The organism is Veillonella parvula (assembly GCF_032472435.1).
Lineage (GTDB): Bacteria > Bacillota > Negativicutes > Veillonellales > Veillonellaceae > Veillonella > Veillonella parvula_N.
The window spans coordinates 20554-39131 of sequence record NZ_JAWEGM010000006.1 but is presented as its reverse complement, the minus strand read 5'-3'; the positions used below and the strand labels follow the sequence as shown (position 1 = coordinate 39131).

Annotated in this window: 14 protein-coding genes; 11 read left to right on the top strand and 3 right to left on the bottom strand. The window is 37.9% G+C overall.

Annotated features, from left to right (window positions below):
- The first annotated feature begins 123 nt into the window (after window positions 1–123).
- The 6 genes from E7A03_RS08260 (at window position 124) to E7A03_RS08235 (ending at window position 5245) form a co-directional block, all read left to right on the top strand.
- The gene (locus tag E7A03_RS08260; protein WP_008602610.1) at window positions 124–624 is read left to right on the top strand and encodes a hypothetical protein; all 501 of its coding nucleotides are present in this window, start codon (window positions 124–126) and stop codon (window positions 622–624) included.
- Between the two features lie 32 nt (window positions 625–656).
- A complete protein-coding gene (locus E7A03_RS08255) occupies window positions 657–1655 on the top strand; it encodes a hypothetical protein (protein ID WP_012864715.1) in 999 nt (332 codons plus the stop codon).
- Window positions 1656–1679: 24 nt separating this feature from the next.
- On the top strand, window positions 1680–2555 hold the full coding sequence (locus E7A03_RS08250; RefSeq protein ID WP_024061617.1) for a DUF4261 domain-containing protein: 876 nt from the start codon (window positions 1680–1682) through the stop codon (window positions 2553–2555).
- A gap of 28 nt (window positions 2556–2583) precedes the next feature.
- Window positions 2584–2940 carry a cupin domain-containing protein gene (locus E7A03_RS08245; RefSeq protein ID WP_012864713.1) on the top strand — a complete coding sequence of 119 codons (357 nt, stop codon included), beginning with the start codon at window positions 2584–2586 and terminating at the stop codon, window positions 2938–2940.
- Between the two features lie 242 nt (window positions 2941–3182).
- Complete coding sequence (locus E7A03_RS08240) at window positions 3183–4496, top strand: MFS transporter (RefSeq protein ID WP_012864712.1); 1314 nt, start codon at window positions 3183–3185, stop codon at window positions 4494–4496.
- A 131-nt stretch (window positions 4497–4627) separates the two neighbouring features.
- Window positions 4628–5245: an SAP domain-containing protein gene (locus E7A03_RS08235; protein ID WP_012864711.1), complete on the top strand. Its 618-nt coding sequence runs from the start codon at window positions 4628–4630 to the stop codon at window positions 5243–5245.
- A 158-nt stretch (window positions 5246–5403) separates the two neighbouring features.
- On the opposite strand, the gene E7A03_RS08230 is transcribed toward E7A03_RS08235, so the two are convergent.
- Window positions 5404–5823: a hypothetical protein gene (locus tag E7A03_RS08230; RefSeq protein ID WP_012864710.1), complete on the bottom strand. Its 420-nt coding sequence runs from the start codon at window positions 5821–5823 to the stop codon at window positions 5404–5406.
- Window positions 5823–6746 carry a LysR family transcriptional regulator gene (locus E7A03_RS08225; RefSeq protein WP_008602616.1) on the bottom strand — a complete coding sequence of 308 codons (924 nt, stop codon included), beginning with the start codon at window positions 6744–6746 and terminating at the stop codon, window positions 5823–5825. The genes E7A03_RS08230 and E7A03_RS08225 overlap by 1 nt, the downstream gene beginning before the upstream one ends.
- Window positions 6747–7132: 386 nt before the next feature.
- Between E7A03_RS08225 and nifJ the strand changes: the two genes are divergently transcribed.
- The 3 genes from nifJ (at window position 7133) to E7A03_RS08210 (ending at window position 13871) form a co-directional block, all read left to right on the top strand.
- Complete coding sequence (nifJ, locus tag E7A03_RS08220; protein ID WP_004696929.1) at window positions 7133–10669, top strand: pyruvate:ferredoxin (flavodoxin) oxidoreductase; 3537 nt, start codon at window positions 7133–7135, stop codon at window positions 10667–10669.
- A 196-nt stretch (window positions 10670–10865) separates the two neighbouring features.
- A complete protein-coding gene (locus tag E7A03_RS08215) occupies window positions 10866–12482 on the top strand; it encodes a class I SAM-dependent methyltransferase (protein WP_316074006.1) in 1617 nt (538 codons plus the stop codon).
- A 360-nt stretch (window positions 12483–12842) separates the two neighbouring features.
- Window positions 12843–13871: a helix-turn-helix transcriptional regulator gene (locus tag E7A03_RS08210; protein ID WP_278617816.1), complete on the top strand. Its 1029-nt coding sequence runs from the start codon at window positions 12843–12845 to the stop codon at window positions 13869–13871.
- Between the two features lie 46 nt (window positions 13872–13917).
- Here E7A03_RS08210 and putP read toward each other — a convergent pair whose 3' ends face one another.
- Window positions 13918–15405 (bottom strand): sodium/proline symporter PutP, encoded by a 1488-nt coding sequence (putP, locus tag E7A03_RS08205; RefSeq protein WP_024061612.1) that lies wholly within the window; start codon window positions 15403–15405, stop codon window positions 13918–13920.
- A 317-nt stretch (window positions 15406–15722) separates the two neighbouring features.
- Here putP and recQ point away from each other — a divergent pair, with 317 nt between their 5' ends.
- Both recQ and E7A03_RS08195 read left to right on the top strand, forming a co-directional pair.
- The gene (recQ, locus tag E7A03_RS08200; protein ID WP_278470433.1) at window positions 15723–17591 is read left to right on the top strand and encodes a DNA helicase RecQ; all 1869 of its coding nucleotides are present in this window, start codon (window positions 15723–15725) and stop codon (window positions 17589–17591) included.
- Between the two features lie 125 nt (window positions 17592–17716).
- Window positions 17717–18508: a thymidylate synthase gene (locus E7A03_RS08195; protein ID WP_316074005.1), complete on the top strand. Its 792-nt coding sequence runs from the start codon at window positions 17717–17719 to the stop codon at window positions 18506–18508.
- The last annotated feature ends 70 nt before the right edge of the window (window positions 18509–18578 follow it).

Sequence of the window (18578 nt, the reverse complement as noted above, 5' to 3'; positions counted from 1 at the left end):
CGTAGGGAGGGGATAATGTGAGATTTTTATATATTAAATATGATGCTATGGGTGAAAATTTGGGCATTCATAAAGTTATAATATCTATATAAAAGAATGTGATTATATATTAGGGGGATATCTATGTATCAATATAGAGCTAATGTAGAATTTGATATAGATGGATTAAAGGACTTTTATATAGATGACTTAATGGAGCAAGAATTAAATATTTACTTAATGGTTGAATGTTGGATTCGAGATTATATTGATATTAATGATATGTATATTAGAATGGTTGAAGATGGACATGAAATACTAGAATGGGAATCTTTTCTCCCGAGTGAATTATCATATCGTAGTTTATTTGTGGCTAGCAATTATAAACTTGGATATAAAAATCAGTGTATTGATTATTTATATGCAAGATTTAAACAAGTTGTTAAGGGTGAACTTATAAGAAATTCTTTAATAGATAGATTAGAAATTGAACGAGTATATCTATTGCAAAACTCTATGCAAATTCTATTAAATTGTAATTTTAACATTGATTTTGAGAAGTTTGTAGAACGATGGATGGCGATTTGTAGTACTGAATATCATCCTGTATACTATAAATTAAAAGGTAATGTATTTATTGTATGAAGTTTGTATTATTTAATTTGGAGGTTGACACAATGGGGTCTGTATGGAGATTACAAACAAGAACAGATAGTAGTAGTGGAGAAAAAATTTCAAAGTATTGTTTAGATAATGATGTTGCCGCTTTAGGATGGAGTATTAAGGATGACCATATAAAGCACTATAATCCTGAGGCTATAATTGAAATACAAGAAAAACGTAATCAAATAGAAAATATAGATCAGTATTATGATGTTATTAGAACGTATGGTTTATATGGGATGAATCAAAAAAAACGTTTAGTCGCTGTTGATATGTTGAGTGAAGTCGAAAAGGGTGACTATATTTGGATGCGCGATAATGGTATTTATTATCTAGGACGTGTGAACGAAGATTCTAATTTTACTTATAATTGTGACAAGGATGCATTAGATTTTGATGCAGCTAATCAAATTACAGGAATTAAGTGGGAACGGATTGGTGATGAAAGTCAGGTGCCAGGAGCAGTAGCAACAGCTTTTATTCGCGGTCGAACTATACAACGCATAAATAAAGACTATATGTTTGAATATGCTGAATATGCATTTTGGGGAAAACCTTTGGTATTAGAGAAGTCAAATGAAGAATTTTTACAACAATTGTTTTATGATTGTTTATCACCAAATGATTGTGAAGATTTAGTTTGTCTATATTTATATGATCGTAAAGGTTATGTGACAATCCCATCTACGAATAAAATTGCAACTGAGCTATATGAATGTGTATTAGTAAATCCAGAAAATGGGATGCTTGCATATCCTCAGGTAAAAAAAGGGAGTGTTCCCTTAGATTTTAATAATTATGTTGATTTGGTAGATGACCAAAAGCGAAAAAAAGAAGTATATCTATTTACATCAGAAGGTATAGTAAATAAATCAAACGTTCAAAGTGATTTGATTCATATTATTACTCCAAATGACTTATACCGATGGGTAAAGGCTAAGATGGAAAGTGAAAATTATTTAATTCCTGAAGGTATTGTAAAATGGTATAAATTAATACACTCATCAGAATAATAGTTAAAAATTAGGAGAGCGCATATGAGCCAAGTTTTTAAACAAGATTTAACAGATACTTCAGTCCGACCAGGTGGTATTTTTTTCGTTGAGTTATTAATGCCGAAGCAGTGTGATATGCCTGATCGGGATACAATGATAGAGATATTTACGAAGCATCTAGGACCTGTTGATTGTTTTGATCACCGTCGTGAGTCTGCTGGTTTTGCTCCTCAGAATTATAAGGTGCATTACGAGGATACTGATGCAGATATTTCACCGACGTTAATGGTGACGGATTGTGAGAAAATCGATAAGCCTGTATTAGATGATTTTGAACGTAGTCAGGTGTGGGATTGTCCCAATGTGGATGAGTTGTTGACAGAGTGTCAATACAGGGTGTTTGCTACGGATATGTTAGCCTCTGGTTTAGAGGCTAAAGAACGGGCCGATATGCTAGTGAAATATGTAGATGCACTGTTGGAGCTATATCCATCTTGTAAAGCTGTTGTATTTGGTCCATCTCGTAAGTTCTTAAGTCGTGAATCGATTGAAAATCATTCAGATAAAGCGGTAACTCGTTTTATTTATTATGCTGTAAATGTACGTTATTTTAGTATTCAAGGTACCAATGATATGATGGTAGATTCTGTGGGTATGAGTACATTATTTTTACCTGATTTACAGTATCACTTTCACGGTGTAGATCCTAATCATGTAGTATTTCATGCTTATAATGTGTTGAATTATATTTTCGAACATGATAATCTAATAGGTGATGGGGGAACCATTGCGGGGTTACAAAATGGCGAGATGAATCAGGATATTCAGTGGAAAGTACAATATGAGGATTCTCTAAGTCACCCGGTTCGAGAGGTTCTAGATATTAATATGCGAGAATATGCATCGGGCACTCGCTAGTTGTTAATCAATGAAAGGTGTGAGCATTATGAGTGATCAACGTGTTTTTGATATGGAACTCGTGAAAGTTGAAAGTTTGGAGAAAGCTGTTAAGACACCATTTTATCAAACTGATTCCACAGGTGGCTCAATATGGGTTATTAAAGCTGGTCAAACCTTACCAAAGCATTACCATCATAACTCTGATGATATATGGGTTATATTGCAAGGCAAGGGGGTATTTTATCCAACGCCGGATACGGAGGTGCCTTTTACAAAGGGGCAAGTTATAGTATCTAAAAAGGGTGAATGTCATGGTGCAAAAAATACTGGAACAGAAGATGTCATCTTTGTGAGTATCGTCGCTCCTGTGCCTGCTGATTATGATCCTGTTAGTACTAATTAATATGAAAGCACTTTATAGTATTTTGTTATCTTATAATAGAGACAGATTTATACTATAAAGTGCTTTTTTATTTTATATAGTCATTTCTAGCGAATATACCTTTTCTATTTTTATATGCTATTATTTTGATTTCACTATTCCTATTTGATATTTCTATATTTTATATAGTTCCATTGACAGAGGACGTTTGTTCTTTTAAGATGGTAAAGTATGTAATATTTTAATAAGCAGAAAGGAATTATATGAACTCATCTACACTAGAGCCTCAAAGTGGGGACATCAATTTCAAAGATTTTACGAAACGTCGTATGCTTCACGTAGTCTTACCATTGTTTATTGTTTCTATTATTGCCTTCTTAGATCGTGTTAATATTGCTTATGCAGGCTTGACTATGAAGGAGAATTTACCGTGGTTGACGCCAGAAGTATTTGGTATGGGGGCAGGCATTTTCTTTATTGGTTATGTTTTGTTTGAAGTGCCTGCATCTTTAATTGCAGCTCGTTGTAATGCTATGCATTGGGTGGCGCGTATCATGTTTAGTTGGGGTCTCGTATGTATTCTTATGACGACGATGACCACTGAGTTGGAATTTTATGTTTATCGATTTTTACTTGGTCTATGTGAGGCTTCTTTATATCCTGTAATTTATTCATTACTTATTCCAAATTGGTTCTTGCCAAAGGAGCGTGCGAAGGCGATCTCTTTGATGTTGACGTCTTTATTGTTCTCTAACATCATTGGTGGGCCATTGGCAGGTATTTTATTGGATACAACGTTCTTTGGTCTACATGGTTGGCGTACACTCTTTATCGTTGAAGCTATTCCTGCTGTGATCTTTGCGTTCATTTTCGCATTCTGGATGAAAGAGCGTCCTGAACATGCATCTTGGGTAACTGATGTAGAAAAGGTATATATTAAAGCCGAGCTTGAAAAAGAAGAGCAACAAAAGCAAGCGGTAAAGAAATATACTACTTGGCAAGCGTTGAAAGACCCAAAAGTATTGCGCCTAGCGTTAATCTATTTCTTGTGGGTTATTGGTTTCTGGGGCTTTAGTTTTTGGATGCCTCAAGTTCTTAAAAGCTTATCTGGATGGCCACCAAGTGTGGTAGCGTGGTCTATTGCTATTCCAATGACAGCAGCCTTACTTGTACAAATATACTGTGGTTACTCTTCTGAAAAGCGCAATGAAAAACGTTGGCACGTTGCTACTACATTGTTCATTGGTACTATTGGTTTCTTAGCAACACCACACAGTCTGTCTCCAGAAGTTAGCTTATTCTTTATATGCTTAACTGCAGTAGGTGTTTACGGTGGTATGGGTGTATGGTGGACCATGCCAACAACCTTCTTATCTGGCGCTGCTGCAGCGGGGGCGATGGGACTCATTAACTCTTCAGGTAACATGGGGGGCTGGGTAGGTCCTTATATGCTTGGATTCATCAATGGTCACACAGGTAGCTTTGCTTATGGCTACTATGTAATGGGGGCTTGTATGTTCCTTGCTGGTCTATTAATTTTGACACTTCCAAAATCTATGGAGCATAAAGAGGATTAAGTAGAGTTATATTATAGATAACTTCATAGGAAAATATTTAACGAATGCTTCAATGGTGTGATTTTGGGTACTATTCAATTTTATGTTACAATTTACAAAATAGTATTATTTAAACTTGAGGAGACAGAATATTGAAAGAGTGTAGACCTAAGTTTGATGAAATTACATCATTTGATGAATTTAAAAAATATTATTGGTATCGTGATGAACTTTCACAAATATGTAAATCATTAGGATTAGAATATAGGGGAATAAAACAAGAACTCAATCATATTATTGAGCAGTACTTTAAAGGCAATTTAATTAAAAAATCATCAATAAAAAATAGAAAAAAACAAGTGGAAAATATTACTTTAGATACACCATTACTTGAATGTAATTTTTCTTTTAATACGAAGTTTAGAGAATATTTTTCTGATTTAATAGGTGTTTCACGATTTAAATTTAATGCTGATATGGCTACTGCTTGGAGAAAAGTAAAAAGTGAAAAAAATATTAGCTTTACCATTGGAGATTTGCTGAAAGTATATTATGGTGAATCAGATTATGCAAAGTATGACAATTCGGCTTGTCAATGGAATCAATTTTTTAAGGATTTTTGTGCAGACGAATGTAGTGGCAATTATTCGAATAAATTAAAAGTAGCATCTATTATTTGGAAAGAAGTTAGAGATTCAAAAAATGAAAAAATCTATTCAAAGGATCTTTTAAGTGAATATGCATATAAATTAGAAGCGTATCGCAAGTAGAAGTAACTTGTCATTGCAGAGACGTATGGGAAAACTAGCAATTAAATTTATAATAGAATAATGATAAAAGCACCTTATATCCTATGAGAAGAGTCATTTGTGATGACTTTTGTAGGTATATAAGGTGCTTTTATTTATTCCTGATTTCTTTATTGATTTTATTTTGTTACATCAGGCACTTTCCCAGGATTCATATCGAGGTTTAGATCTGTGGATTTGAATGGGTGTGGGTTTGCCTCTGGTGGTTGTACTTTGAGTTCTGGATGCAACCATTGTAATTGTTTTAGTTCCCAGTCGTACTTGGCACCGTCATTTTGTAGCTGACGAATATCTTTTAGGATTTCGTCTAGTTGGTCGCTATGTTTATTAGCCATCCCTTCAAGAATGTAAAGACGACCTGCTACACTGTCGATGGTAGAGCCATCGTGGTCTTCATCGACACGCCATTGTAATTCAGAGATTTGTATTTGCTGGAATATGATAACGATAACCAGCACAATGATAACGCCCCACATGGGCGCTTCTTTAGCTTTCAAAAGGGCTCGCAATTTACATGCGAGCCCAGATGGTTTGTTCATTATTGACGATCCTCGAGTTGTAATCCAGGTAATGGTAATTTGGAGTTTACGAAGTCTAACCACAAGCGAGAAGCGTGGGAGAGGTAATGACCCTTTTTCCAAATTACATAAAGGGTATGAATAATTTCAGGTACGAGAGGTCTTACGACAACCTTAGAACCAACCTCCGTATTTTCACCTACCTCAGGGCAGAGGCGAGATGGTAATAATGCAATAGCAAGGTTTGCACTAACTGTTTGTAACATGAGATCACGTTGGCTCGTTTCAAACACGATATGCGGTTGGAAGCCGGTGTGTTTACAAGCTTTGATGATTTCATCATGTAAGTTGAAATCGTCTTTATGCAATACAAAGGATTCATCAGCTAGCATTTCTAGGCGAATTTCTTTTTCTTTTGCTAAAGGGCTAGATTTTGGAATGATAACGGACAGTGGGTCACTCGTAAGGTAGAAAGATTCAAATTCTTTAGGGTTTGGTTTAGTACAGATGATGCCAATATCAATTAAACCTTCCTGAACGCTGATCTCAACCTTTTTAGAACCTTGTTCGTAGAGTTCCAATTCGATTTGTGGATATACTTTTTTAAATTCACCTAATAACTGGGCAAAAATGGGAGCATCAGTAATTGGTGGAATACCAATTCTGATGGAACCTTGCTCCAAACGAAACTCGTTTTCAAAATCAGTTTTTAGATGTTCAAACATAAACACAACGCGTTTAGCGTGGGTTAAGAAGATGGTACCCCCATCAGTAAGTTCTACAGATTTAGCATTACGCATGAAGAGAACAACACCAAGTTCGTCTTCTAAAGCTTTAATTGTACGGCTGATTGCAGATTGGGAGATGTGTAAATTCCTTGCAGCCTTACTAAAGCTTTTTTGATCAGCTACTTCAACGAAGTATTTCAAATGATGAAAATCCATAATTAACCCCCTAAAAATAAAACTTGGTTATAGGACGTGACCTAACTAAATGAGAATAGTTATTACTGTAATGCAATTAGCTATTACTTTATGTAAAGCATGGATAGCAATATTGGCAAAGCGACAGTCACTGTATGTGTTGCGTTGATAGGGCCCAGCACGTTATAATTAGCATATAGGGCTATATCAAGTTATGATATTAGGAATTATGGTTGTGCCCATCACAAAAAAGTATGCTCACACATAATGCCATATTATATATAACATATATATTATTGCATTATTTTTTCATGTGCGCAAGTTTGTAATGGTTGTTATTCCTAAACATAATGATAGATTAAGCAAGTGTTCTATTTTTGCTAAATGCTTAAGGAGGCAATAATCACATGAGTCGTAAATTTAAAACTATGGACGGCAACCAAGCGGCTGCTCACGTTTCTTATGGTTTTACAGAAGTTGCTGCGATTTATCCAATCACTCCATCTTCTCCAATGCCAGAACACATTGATGAATGGGCTGCATCTGGTCGAAAAAACATCTTCGGCAACACTGTTCAAGTTGTAGAAATGCAATCTGAAGCAGGTGCTGCTGCTGCAACCCACGGTTCTTTACAAGCTGGTGCATTAACAACAACTTTCACATCTTCCCAAGGTTTGTTATTGATGCTTCCTAACTTATATAAAGTAGCAGGTGAATTACTTCCAGGTGTATTCCAAGTAGCTGCTCGTGCATTGGCTGCACATGCTTTGGCTATCTTTGGTGACCACCAAGACGTAATGGCTGCTCGTGCAGCTGGCTGTGCTATGTTAGCTGAATCCTCTGTACAAGAAGTAATGGACTTGTCCGCTGTAGCTCACTTGACAGCTATTAAAACTCGCGTACCTTTCATCAACTTCTTTGACGGTTTCCGTACATCCCACGAAATTCAAAAAATTCAAATCTGGGACTATGAAGATTTAAAACCATTGGTTGACATGGATGCTGTTAAAGCGTTCCGTAAAAATGCTTTAAATCCAGATGCTCCTGTAACTCGTGGTACTGCAGAAAACCCTGACGTTTACTTCCAACATCGTGAAGCATCCAACAAATTCTACTTGAACGTTCCTGACGTTGTAGAACACTACATGAACGAAGTTAACAAATTGGCAGGTACTAACTACCAATTGTTTAACTATCATGGTGCTCCTGATGCTACTGACGTTGTTGTAACTATGGGTTCTTCCGCTCAAGTTGTAGAATCCACCGTGGATTACCTCAACAAATTGGGCCGCAAAGTTGGTTTTATCAACGTTCATTTGTTCCGCCCATTCGCAACAGATCGTTTGTTGAAAGCTCTTCCTAAAACTGTAGAACGCATTGCAGTTCTTGACCGTACTAAAGAACCAGGTGCTTTGGCTGAACCATTGTTCTTAGACGTACAAGCAGCTGTAGTTGACGGTGGCCGTAATGTAAAAGTTATCGCTGGTCGTTATGGTTTGAGCTCCAAAGACGTTATCCCTGCAGACATCGTTGCTGTATTCGATAATTTAGCTGCTGAAAATGGTAAGAAATTCTTCACATTGGGTATCAATGATGATGTTACATTCTTGTCCTTAGATCGTGCTGAAGGCGTAGAAGTTGAAACTCCTGGTTTGACTGAATGTAAATTCTGGGGCTTCGGTTCTGACGGTACTGTAGGTGCGAATAAATCCGCTATCAAAATCATCGGTGACCACACTGATATGTATGCTCAAGCATACTTTGACTACGACTCCAAAAAATCTGGTGGCGTAACAATGTCTCACCTTCGTTTTGGTAAAAATCCAATCAACTTGCCTTACTTGATTACTGAACCTCAATTCGTAGCATGTCACCGTCAATCTTATGTACATGAATACGACTTGATTCGCGGCATCAAAAAAGGCGGTACATTCTTATTGAACTGTACTTGGTCTCCTGAAGAATTGGATGAACATTTACCTGCTAAATTACGTCGTCAAATCGCAGAAAAAGAATTGAACTTCTACATCATCAATGCTGCGAAAATCGCTTCCGAAATCGGTTTGGGCGGTCGTATCAACATGGTAACGCAAGCTGCATTCTTCAAATTGACTGAAATCATCCCTGTAGATGATGCTGTTAAATACCTTAAAGAATCCGTAGTAACTTCTTACGGTAAAAAAGGTCAAAATATCGTTGACATGAACAATGCTGCTATCGATCAAGGTGTTAACGCTTTGGTAAAAGTAGATGTTCCTGCTAGCTGGAAAGACGCAGTAGATGATGGCAATCATGCAGTTAAACCTGGTTGCGAATCTTGCCCATCCTTCGTTCAAAATATTGCACAACCAATCAATGCACAAGCTGGTTATGATCTTCCTGTATCCAAATTCTCTGGCTATGAAGATGGTACATTACCTGCTGGTACTGCTAAATTCGAAAAACGCGGTCCTGCATTGTTCGTTCCAAAATGGTTGCCTGAAAACTGTATTCAATGTAACCAATGTTCCTTCGTATGTCCACATGCTACAATTCGTCCAATTTTGGCAACTGAAGCAGAAGTGGCTGCAGCTCCAGAACATTTCGATACAATCCCTGCATTGGGTGCTAAAGATCTTCAATTCCGTATCGCTGTATCCCCATTAGATTGCTTGGGTTGCGGTAACTGTGTTGATATCTGTCCAGCTCCTAAGGGCAAAGCTATCGTGATGACATCCATCGATACTGAAATCGAACAAGCTGAAGCTTGGAACTATGGTGTTAACCTTCCTGTAAAAGAAAATCCTATGAAGAAGGAAACTGTTAAAGGTTCCCAATTTGAACAACCATTGTTCGAATTCTCCGGTGCTTGCGCAGGTTGTGGTGAAACTCCTTATGCTAAATTGTTAACTCAATTGTTCGGTGACCGTATGATGATTGCCAATGCAACTGGTTGTTCCTCCATCTGGGGTGCTTCCATGCCTGCATCTCCATACACAACTAACCAACAAGGTCATGGTCCTTCTTGGGCAAACTCCTTGTTCGAAGATAATGCTGAGTATGGTTATGGTATGTACATCGGCGTTAAGAAAATCCGCCAACAATTAGTAGAATTGGCTGCTAAAGCAGTTGAAACTGCTACTGGCGAATTGAAAGACGCTTTAGAACAATGGATTGAATTTGCTAACCTTGGTGCAGCTACTCGTCAACGTTCCGAACGTTTAGTAGCAGCTATCGAAGCTGAAGGCGCTACAACTCCTGAATTGAAAGAAATTCTTGAGAAAAAACAATTCTTGATCAAACGTTCTCACTGGATCTTCGGTGGTGACGGCTGGGCATACGACATCGGCTTCGGCGGTGTTGACCATGTATTAGCTTCTGGCGAAGACGTAAACATCTTCGTATTCGATACTGAAGTATACTCCAACACTGGTGGTCAAGCATCTAAATCCACTAACGTAGCAGCAGTTGCTCAATTCGCAGCTTCTGGTAAACGTACTAAGAAGAAAGACCTTGGCATGATGGCTATGTCTTATGGTTATGTATACGTAGCACAAGTAGCTATGGGTGCAGACAAAAACCAATTGATGAAAGCTGTTACAGAAGCTGAAGCATATCCAGGTCCATCCTTGATCATCGCTTACAGCCCATGTATCAACCATGGTATCAAAGCTGGTATGGGTAAAGCTCAAGAAGAACAACGTAAAGCAGTTGCAGCTGGTTACTGGGATCTTTACAGATACAACCCTCAACTTAAAGAAGAAGGTAAAAATCCATTCTCCTTGGATTCCAAAGAACCAACTGAAAGCTTCCAAGACTTCCTTAAAGGTGAAGTACGTTACGCTTCCTTGGCTAAAGCAGCTCCAGACGTTGCAGAAGAATTATTCGCTAAAACTGAAAAAGACGCTAAAGAACGTCGCTTAAGCTATGTTCGCTTGCAAAAAGGTTTTGAAGACGTAAAATAATTCGTTATTTAACGACTGAGAACTATATGAGGCACCCTTTCAAGGGTGCCTCTTTTGTATGTAATACTATATAGCTAAATGTGTTAATATCATATTATTTAGGTAATAACTGCTTTAAACGTAGGTAATATACTAGTAATTTGGTATAATGATAAATAACAATGTATATTTCATAAAGTTAAACATAGAGGTACATATGGCTAAGGATAATTCACAAATAGCAATGGAAGACATGCAACAAACGATATATAAAGAGTTAGGCTATAAATCCTATCCATTTCCTTTTATAACGCCGGCCTATTTAGAAGCATATGGTGCTCTTGTAGGGCTAAATACTCCACCTGCGAAGACAGCTCGTGTTCTTGAACTAGGCGCTACTTATGGCGGTAATATTATTTCTCAAGCTGTATTTAACCCAGAGGCGACCTTTGTAGGCATTGAACTTTCACAAGACCAAGTAGAGAAGGGCAATCAAATTATTTGTGATGCAAAATTAGAGAATGTATCCTTGGTGCAAGGAGATATTTTGAATTTTGACGAATCTATGGGGACTTTCGATTATATTATTGCACATGGATTCTACTCTTGGATCAATGATGAAATGAAGGATAAGCTGCTCAATATTATTTCTAATCATTTGGCGGATAATGGTATTGCCTATGTGTCTTACAATACGTATCCAGGTTGGCATACCATGGAAGAAGTACGTCAGCTCATGCTGTTTGCTAATCGTGGCCAAGATAAGTTGACCCATAAGGAAAAGGTGTTGCGCGGTAAGACCGTAGGCAGTCTTGTGGGTGCTCAGATTCTTAACTATGATAACCTTAAAGAACGAAATAGTAAATTCCTTGGTGCATTGCGCTCTGTAATGCAAAAGGATGACTATTATGTAGGTCATGACCATCTAGAGCCGCATAATGATCCGTGCTATTTCTATCAATTCAATGATCATTTGAAAGCGCATAATCTTGCTTATGTATGCGATGCAGACCTTACACTATCTATGGTTCGTACCTATGATGAAAGTATAGCAGCTAAACTTGAGCAACTGGCGCCTAATAGCCAAGCGGATCAAGAACAATATTTAGATTTTATACTAGATACGACATTCCGCAAGTCGATTATTTGTAAAGCTAGCGTTGCAAAAGATATCAATTTTGCTGTTGCAAATCCGGCTGAAGTGAATACAATTCCTGTTCGCACTATTGTAAATAGCTTTGTTTTCCAAATTCTCTTTGATGAGGAAGCACTGGAAATGTTTGAAAATGTACTCGTAAGAGATACCTTCCAAGCGCTTATTAAAGATGGTGGTACGTTCAATATGATTGAGGCCCTAGCTATTTTGAAAGCAGCCCATGAGGCAGCTCATGCATCTGATGATGAATTAGAACCTGCTGTATGTAGCTTGTATCGTGCTGTAGTAGAGCATATGGTACGTGGTGGTATTCGCTTCTATAAAACATTCCCTGTAAAAGAAGAGTATATGGAGGGCTTATCTTATATTCCTGCCCGTTTTACAAACTTTGTAAAAGCTATTGTTCATGGTGGCAGTGAATATATGTATGGAGCAGATATGTTCAATGATGCTATTGGTGATATTTCTGAAGAGGATTTATTATTTATGGAGTTGTTGAACAAACCAAAAGCGAAATCTACGGTAATTAAAAAGATTAAAGAGGCTCTCTTTAGTGCAGATCAGTCTCAAACTACAAAGCATCAAAATGCCATGGCTGAAGCTTTTTATAATGAATTAACAACGCGTATGGAACATTTGGGCTTTGTTAGAAGTAAGAAAACAGGTAGTATTTCCTAAGTGATAGCTCCCTTTATTTGATCCTGTTGCTATGAGTCTGTATTATATTCTGCTGATTTTATAGCTAAAATATAAACCCGTTACACTTATAACATATTTATGTACTAAGTGTTAACGGGTTTTGTTTTATATAATTAAATTTACTTTTATTTTATATTTATTACTTTTAGTTATTTTATATTGCTGAAAAAGTATAGTAAATCGATAATTTTAATGAGGAAAAAATGAGCCGTTCATGAAAATATGGTATAATGTGTATGGGTATTTTGTAAATATCATCCGATGTGTTGTGGATGATTCTATAAATTGTATTAGTTGATAAAGTTGTATTAATTGTATTATTTGTAAAAGGAGTCTTTTATGGCATCTAAGAAGGCAGTTCTAGTATATATACTAGAAATCCTGAAAGACGAAACAGATGCTAATCATACGTTATCTCAAGAGGAGATTCGCAGTATATTAGCCGAACGGTACGAGGTATCCGTCGATCGGAAAACCTTAGGCCGTCATTTAAATGATTTATATGAATCTGGAGATTTTAGTATTCAATGTGAAGAGTCTGCTGTGGGAGCAGATGGCACAATTCGACGTACTGATTTCTATATGATTCATACCTTTGAAGATTCTGAATTGCGATTATTGATTGATGGTATATTGGCATCTCGCCATATTACTGCATCTCAACGTAAAGATTTAATCGGGCGTGTTGCAAAATTGGGTAGCTCCTATTTTAAGCCTCATGGTATTGATATTGAAAGTAATACGGGGTACCTTCATAGAAGCCAAGATTTATTTCTTAATATTGATCTCATAGAAGAAGCAATACAAAAGGGTAGAAAAATTTCATTGGCCTATTGCCAACCAGATGTGGATAAGCGATTACATATTAATCTTGGCCCAGATCATAAGGAACGGAAGTATGTATTTAATCCATTCCAACTAGTAATGAATCGAGGACATTATTACATGGTAGGAAATCACGAAAATTATGATGACATGTCTACATTACGCGTTGATCGAATTGCACATATTACGGTGCTAAATGAACGTAGAAAACCTTTGCGGGAGATAAAGGGATATCAACAACAACGCACCTTTAATGTGTCACAATACGTAAAGGAACATATTTATATGTTCGGTGGTGAATCTATTACTGTTACGTTTAAAGCTAGACGTTCCATCGTAAATCAAATTTTAGATTGGTTCGATGGCAATGTAGAGTTTACAAATATAACAGCTGATAATGTTGTATGTCGTGTACGTGTTAATCATGACGCCTTTAAATATTGGGCGCTCCAATATATGCAAAGTGTAAAAGTGCTTACTCCAGCTTCTTTAGTGACAGAGGTAAAAGCCGCAATTGAGGAAGGTTTACACCAATACTCATAAATAAAAGCTAGTTGATCGGTGAATCAACTAGCTTTTTTATGTTTTCTTATAGAACGTGCATTTTTTCTGCTTCTCTATAGTCTTTTAGAACCGGACGTGGAGGCAATTTACCCATGAGGCTTACAATATAGATTGCGATAGAAGAGAAGATGAAGCCTGGCACAATTTCATATAGGCCAAAGAATCCAAATTGTTTCCAAATGAGTACTGTTAAACCACCTACAACAATACCAGCGATACAGCCGTGACGCGTCATGCGCTTCCAGAACAAGGAGAACAAGATTGCTGGACCGAAGGCTGCACCGAAGCCTGCCCATGCATAGGCTACCATCGTCAAGATATAGCTGTCTGGATCCATAGCCATATAGATGGCAATCAATGCCACTAGAAGTACTACGATACGGCTTACTAATACAAGCTCTTTATCGCTTGCTTTTGGATGGATGATATTAGCATAGAAGTCATTAGAAATAGCAGAGGCTGTTACTAATAATTGAGCAGATGCGGTACTCATAATAGCGGCCAATACAGCGGACCAGATAAGGCCTGCTACAAATGGAGTAAAGAGCCGTTCAGTCATGATGAGGAATATTGTTTCCGCATCAGTGCCTACTAATTTATCTGGCAGCATGTAAACATGACCGATGAGACCTACTGCAATAGCTGCCATAAGGGATAAGATAACCCATACCATGGCGATATTCGTAGATTTCTTAAGCTCTTTCGCATCAGAGATAGCCATAAAGCGCACTAGGATGTGAGGTTGACCGAAGTAGCCAAGACCCCAACCAAGAGAAGAAATTAGGCCGATAGCCCAAGTAAACCAATCAGATGGATTACCAAACAAGCTAAGTCCTTGTGGAAACTCATGTTGGATGAGTTGGAATGTTTCAATAGGGCCACCCATGTACATGGCTGCTGTAATTGGTACTGCCAAGATGGCAAAGAACATTAATGCGCCTTGAATACAGTCTGTCCAAGATACGGCAAGGAATCCGCCAAGGAAGGTATAAAATACGACGATGCCAGCGGTGATAAAGAGGGATACGGTGTAATCAAGACCAAAGATGGTATTGAACAATTTGCCCCCTGCCACGAATCCTGATGATGTATAAATCAAGAAGAAAATCAAGATAAATAAGGCGGAAATGACAGCTACCGAATGGGATTGATCATGAAAACGATTCTTCAAATAATCCGGTAATGTTAAGCTATCACTGGCTACCTCAGTATGGTTACGTAAGCGTCTAGAAACGAATTTCCAGTTCGCCCATGTACCTAATGTGAGGCCTACGGCAATCCATACACCAGAAATCCCCGTAGTATACGCTAGACCAGGCACACCCATGAGCATCCAACCACTCATATCTGATGCCTCTGCACTGAGTGCTGTGATCCATGGTCCTAGTTGTCGGCCACCGAGGATGTAATCACCAATGCTGTTTGATTTGCGATAGTAGTAGACCCCGATATACATCATGAGTCCTAGGTATAAGGCAAAGGCGATAATAATCATTAAGTTGTCTTGTGTCATGCCTATATAAGACCTCCTTAGGTTCTAGTTATATTCTATAGTATAGTAAATAATTTTTATTGTACCACATATTAGTACTTTAGAGGGTAAAAAAATTGGTGATATTAATAAGATTCCTATACCAATTTAGCCCATATACTTTAGAGATACGCATTAGATTGTTGCTTATGAAATCATATACTAATGAGTCCCATACCGAACGAAATATGATAAAATAAAAGAATGTAAAAACGATATTTCGTATTGGGTATACGAAATATTGGTCAGTAGTCATCGAGATTAATATTTACATTTCTGGAACGTGAAAGGAGGACCTTATGGAACAACAAGTAGGCACTAAGCATGAAGTACCTAAACCGTATCAAGTTGTGACGAAACAACAAGCGTTGCGTATGTTAGAGACCTACTTTGGGTATACCTCCTTTAGACCGGCTCAAGAGGCTCCTATTGCATCCTTGTTGCGGAATGAAGATGTAATTGGAATCATGCCGACAGGGGCAGGGAAGTCTATCTGTTTCCAGATTCCTGCGCTTTGTAAGCCGGGCTTGACTATTGTGTTTTCTCCGCTTATTTCTCTTATGAAAGACCAAGTGGATGGTCTTTTAGTACAGAATATACCAGCGTCACTTATCAATAGTACGCTTACCCAAGCAGAGTTTAATAAAACCATGTACGAAGTACGCAGTGGCAAAATTAAACTCTTATATATTGCGCCAGAGCGGTTGAGCTCTAATTTTTTCTGTAATGTACTGCGAGCGTTACCGATTGCTCAAGTTATCGTGGATGAGGCTCACTGTATCTCTGAGTGGGGCCATGATTTTAGACCGTCTTATCGACTTATCGGAGAGTGGCTCAATTCATTGCCAAAGAGACCTATCGTGGGGGCTTTTACGGCGACGGCGACGAAATATGTAGAAAATGATATAAAAAAATTATTAGGTCTAGATACGGCTAATGTATACGTGACGGGTTTTGATCGGCCTAATTTATCGTTCTCTGTTATCCGCACACCGAAGCGGATGGATTACGTTGTCCATTATGTGCGAGAGCACGCCAATGAAAATGGTATTATCTATTGTGCAACGCGCAAGGATGTAGATCGGGTTTATGAAAATTTAACCCGTGCGGGCATCAAAGCTGGCCATTACCACGGAGGACTCAACGACGAGGTGCGCCATGAAATGCAGAATGCCTATGCAGACGATAAATTACAGGTTATGGTGGCGACGAATGCCTTTGGTATGGGCATTGATAAAAGCAATGTACGCTATGTGCTACATTATCAAATGCCGCGTAATATGGAGTCCTATTATCAGGAGGCAGGACGAGCTGGCCGTGATGGGGCACCTGCTGAATGTATCTTGCTTTATAGTGGGCAGGATGTACAGGTTCATAAGTATTTAATTGAACAATCTATCGAAACGCCGGAACGACAAGATGTGGAGTTACGCAAATTGCAGTCCATGATTGATTACTGTTTCTGTAGTAATTGCTTGCGTAAATATATGCTTAATTACTTTGGTGAAAGCACCGTTTGGACTACTTGTGATAATTGTAGCTCTTGTAAGGGTTCTGCTGATAAGGTCAATGTTACGAAGGAAGCAAAAGCTATTTTTCGTGCCATCATGGGCACCGATGAGCGATATGGGGCATCAATGATAACCTCTATCGTCCGCGGGGAGCGAACGGATCGTATTATGCGTGCTGGACATGATGCATTGCCTGTCTTTGGCTTACTGAGCAATGTAGATGAAAAATCTATTAAAGGACTTATCCAACAGTTTGTAGCATCTGGCTACTTGCGCAGTTCGACTGGAAAATACCCTATATTATCCTTAACGGCTGGTGCAGAGGAAGTATTAGCAGGTCGTAAAGAGGTAGAGGAAATTAGACAACATGTGTCTGTGCCTTCTCGCACTAGTAAGTCTGCTGCCTCAGTGGTGCGAGGAAAGTCCAGCTCTACATCGGGCGGCTTATTTGAACATTTACGTCAACATCGCAAATACTTGGCAGAAAAAGCGGGTCTTAGACCGTATCTTATCTTTCCTGACACAGTACTCATAGATTTGGCAAATTTACGACCTACAACATTAGGTGAGTTTGGCAATGTTAAAGGCGTAGGGGAAGCAAAATTAAAAAAATATGGACTTACCTTTTTACAGGCCATTGCAGAATATAAGGGATAATAAATTTTACTGTATATATGGTAGTACTGTATATTTTTTAGTATGATAGTACTATATATTTTAGTAAGACTAGCAAGATATACGTTAGTATTTTTTGCTTATTATATATAGATCTAGGGGGATAAATGAGCTTAGCAGATACACAATACCTCGGTATTATTGAAAATATTTTAGATCATGGCATTTATGGTCAAAATCGCACAGGCATTGCAACGTACAAATTGCCTCAACAAATCATGCAATTTGACTTGCAAGAGGAATTTCCAATTTTAACCACTAAATTTGTAGCTTTTAAAACAGCTGTGAAAGAATTATTGTGGATTTGGCAAATGCAGTCCAATGACGTGCGCAAATTGCAAGAAATGAATGTGCACGTATGGGATGAATGGATGCGTGAAGATGGTACTATTGGTAAAGCATACGGCTACCAAATTGCGAAGTACAAACAACTAGATAAGCTTATCAAAACGATTAAAGAAGATCCTGATAGCCGCCGAATGATTGTAACCCTTTGGAATATTGAAGATTTAGATGATATGGCGTTGCAACCATGTGCGTATGAAACCTTATGGGATGTAGGGGATGGTTACTTGAACTGCATGCTCATCCAACGCAGTGGCGACATGGGGCTTGGCGTTCCGTTTAACACGGCTCAATATGCGGCATTACAATGTATGATCGGTCAAGTAACAGGTTTAAAACCAGGTAAATTTACACATGTTATCAACAATGCCCATATCTATGAAAATCACGTAGATGCATTGCGTGAGCAATTAGCACGTCGCAATCAAGCGTTGCCTGCTCCAAAAATTATCGTGAATCCTGAGGTAAAAGACTTCTATGACTTCACACCAGAGGACATTACCTTAGATGGATATGAACATTTAGGTAAATTATCCATGACTGTTGCTGTATAGCATTGTATTCATGACAATTGTTAAATAGCATAATATGTATGGCTATTGCTATATAGTATTATGTTTATAG